The sequence below is a fragment of the Methanocalculus sp. genome (assembly GCF_030651615.1).
Taxonomy (GTDB): Archaea; Halobacteriota; Methanomicrobia; order Methanomicrobiales; family Methanocorpusculaceae; genus Methanocalculus.
Genome location: NZ_JAUSCG010000245.1, coordinates 1 through 3,365, shown reverse-complemented (window position 1 = coordinate 3,365; position 3,365 = coordinate 1). Strand labels below are relative to the sequence as shown.

Genomic DNA, 3,365 nt, shown 5'->3' with positions numbered 1-3,365 from the left:
CGTTTCTGCAAATGAAATTTTCGATTATATTCAGGATCGTATGATTATTGTTGATGCAATGATGCGAATTATTGATATTAACCAGGCAAGTTGTGAGTGCTTCAATCTTGTGAAAAGTGATATCATAAACAAAGATATAGGCTCAATCCCATCATTTGTTGTAAAAAAGATGATCAACAACGTTACTTTTCAGGATGCTGTCCGGGGTAAGAAAAAAATTATCGAACTTGATGGACGCTACCTTGTTGCGTATATTCCGGTTGTGCTACGAAAAGGTCAACATGGGGTGGTTATTATCTTTAAAGATATTCCAGAGTATTGATCATTGGTTGCGCGAAACCCGCATTCCTGTTGCATCTCCTCATTATAAACCTACTGGCGGTTTATCTATATCCTCTCGTAGTGAAAGAACCGCGTGTTATCGCTACCAAATAATCTCATTATCTGTTTAAAATCTGAAAATAGTTTTATAATGCCGCTAAAATATCATGAGGGGGATTCCGCTTATCGAACATTATATAATATGGGTGTAATTACCGATCATAAAATGACTATTTATTTAACTTAAGAAAAGAAAAATTGATCTAATGCGTTATCGGGCACCGCTTGCTATCCTCTCACTTGCTCTGGCCCTTGGTGTCAGTATCATCATTGCTGTTGCAACCGGGCCGACAAGCATCCCGCTCCAGTCCATCTTCACCAATCCTACTGCAAGTCAGATCATCATGGATATCAGGCTTCCCCGGGTCATTGCAGCCGTCCTCGTCGGTGCTGCCCTTGCGACTGCGGGAACGGCGATGCAGGCGCTCTTTCGAAATCCTATGGCTGATCCCTACATCATCGGAACATCCTCTGGCGGATCGCTTGGTGCGGTCATATCGATCGTCTTCCTTGCAGGGGTGGGTCTCCCCATCTTTGCTTTTGTCGGTGCAGTCGGCGCCACCTTCCTCGTCTTCACCATCTCCCGCCGTGGTGGAAAAGTCCCTGTCGAGACGCTTCTTCTGACGGGTGTTGCCCTCTCGATGTTCCTCTCGTCGATGCTCTCATTTCTCATGTATACCGGGGGAAAGAGCCTGCACCAGATCGTCTTCTGGCTGATGGGCGGTTTCTGGACGGTCTCATGGAATGATGTGTATATAGCACTCCTCATCCCGGTCGGCTGTATCGCTATCTATCTCTTTGCCCGTGATATCAACATCATCTCGCTCGGCGACGATGAAGCGGTCCATCTCGGGGTGAATGTGGAGCGGCTGAAGATTCTCATCCTCTTTGTCAGTTCAGTCCTTGCAGGTATTGCAGTCTCAATTGCAGGTGCCATCGGGTTCATCGGCCTGATCACCCCTCACCTGATGCGGATCATCGTCGGCCCCGATCACCGGGTGCTCTTCCCTGCCGCCCTCCTTGCCGGGGGTCTTATCCTCCTCTGGGCAGATACCTTCGCACGAACACTCGGAAATGAGATGCCGGTTGGGATCATCACCGCATTCCTCGGTGCTCCCTTCTTTATGTTCCTTCTCCGGAGGAGGATGTCGGCATGAAGAAGACAGTCGATGTGGTGCATCTGGATGTCTGCTATGGGGCACACCAGATCCTTGAAGCGGTGAGTTTCTCAGCATCTCCGGGTGAGATGATCGGGATCTGCGGTCCAAACGGCTCCGGCAAGACGACACTCCTCAAGGCGATGAGCAGGATCGTCGCCCCGTCAGCTGGTGAAGTTTACTATAATGGCCAGAATATGGATGCACTCTCCTTCCGGATGCTGGCACAGAGGGTGGCGGTGGTTCCCCAGGAGACGGCGATCAACTTTGACTATACGGTCAGAGAGATCGTGATGATGGGCCGTCACCCCTATATCGGGAGGTTCTCATCAGAAAGCAGAAACGATTATGCGATCTGTGACCGGGTGATGCAGCTTGCAAAAGTCTCCTCTCTTGCGGATATGCCGGTGAACGCAATCAGTGGAGGGGAACGGCAGCGTGTCCTTATCGCACGGGCGCTTGCCCAGGAGCCGGACATCCTTCTGCTCGATGAAGCGACGTCACACCTTGATATCAGCCACCAGATCGAGATCTTAACCATCATCAGAAAGGAGATGGAGGAGACGACCACCCTCAGCGTCTTCCATGACATCAACCTTGCAGCATACTACTGTGACCGGATCATTCTCTTAAAGGATCAGTTGATTGAGGCGATCGGAACGCCTGCGGAGGTGCTGACCCGGGATCTGATTCGTTCTGTCTATGGGATCAATGTGATCGTGAGTACTCATCCGACAACCGGCAGACCTTACATCCTTCCGGTCTATGAGAGCATCCCGGAAGAGGAGAAGGGATGCAGGGTGCATGTCGTCTGCGGCGGGGGTCTTGGATCACCTCTTCTCAGGAGGCTTCATCAGAAGGGCTGCACCGTCACCGCCGGTATCGTAACGATCCTCGACTCGGATTATGCGACCGCAACAGATCTTGGTATTCAAACGGTCATTGAGGCCCCGTTTGCCCCGATATCCGATTATGCATCTTCAATTCTCACAGGGTATCTGGAGAAGGCAGATCTGATCGTTCTGGTTGCGATGCCGGTGGGTTCCGGGAATCTCGATAACCTCCGGTTGTTGTATGGGCAGGCGATGAAGACGATGGTCCTTGGTCACATCGGGTCATTTGATGATCATACCGGGGGAGAAGCTGAAAAAATACTCAGAGATCTCCTAAAAGAAGGGGCTGAAGAGGCCGAATCGTTTGATCAGATCCTTCAGCGGGTCTTTGAATTATGTAATAAAAATGATTGATAAACCGCAAGTAAGTATATGGAATGTATTATGAAACGAATAGCACCACTACTAATCCTCCTCCTGATCTGTATCGGGGTACCTGCCGCATCTGCAAACGTCGGCGAAGGTACCCATTTCATCCACGTTGTTGATGATTCCGGACGAACGGTAACGATGAACGGCTATCCTGAAAGGATCGTCTCGCTTGCTCCGTCCAATACCGAACTCATCTTTGCAATAGGTGCAGGAGACAAGCTTGTTGCAGTAGTTGACCAGAGTGATTATCCGGATGAAGCCCTGCTGATCCCAACAGTGGGTGGATACACCACGGTCAGTGTAGAGAAAGTCGTTGCTGCAAACCCCGATCTTGTGGTGGCGGTCCCAAAGAATAGTGAGGAGGTGATCGGGCGGTTGGAATCACTTGGCCTTACCGTTCTCATCATCGATCCAAAGAGCATTGATGAGATCCTTTCATCGATCTCTCTGCTTGGGAACGTGACAGGGAATGAAAGAGAAGCAGAAGAGTTGAATGCCAACCTCAGCAGACGTATTGCCAAAGTAATTGATACAGTTGCAGTAAAAAGCTATACTCCGTCGA

Annotated in this window: 4 protein-coding genes; all 4 read left to right on the top strand. The window is 49.9% G+C overall.

Features of this window, described 5'->3' with window-relative positions; genetic code table 11:
• A partial coding sequence (locus tag Q7V06_RS10310) for a hypothetical protein (protein WP_304841145.1) occupies positions 1–322 on the top strand: 322 nt, incomplete at its 5' end.
• 265 nt (positions 323–587) lie between these two features.
• The gene (locus Q7V06_RS10305; RefSeq protein ID WP_304841144.1) at positions 588–1,538 is read left to right on the top strand and encodes an iron ABC transporter permease; all 951 of its coding nucleotides are present in this window, start codon (positions 588–590) and stop codon (positions 1,536–1,538) included.
• On the top strand, positions 1,535–2,785 hold the full coding sequence (locus Q7V06_RS10300; protein ID WP_304841143.1) for an ABC transporter ATP-binding protein: 1,251 nt from the start codon (positions 1,535–1,537) through the stop codon (positions 2,783–2,785). The genes Q7V06_RS10305 and Q7V06_RS10300 overlap by 4 nt, the downstream gene beginning before the upstream one ends.
• 30 nt (positions 2,786–2,815) lie before the next feature.
• A partial coding sequence (locus tag Q7V06_RS10295; RefSeq protein WP_304841142.1) for a helical backbone metal receptor occupies positions 2,816–3,365 on the top strand: 550 nt, incomplete at its 3' end.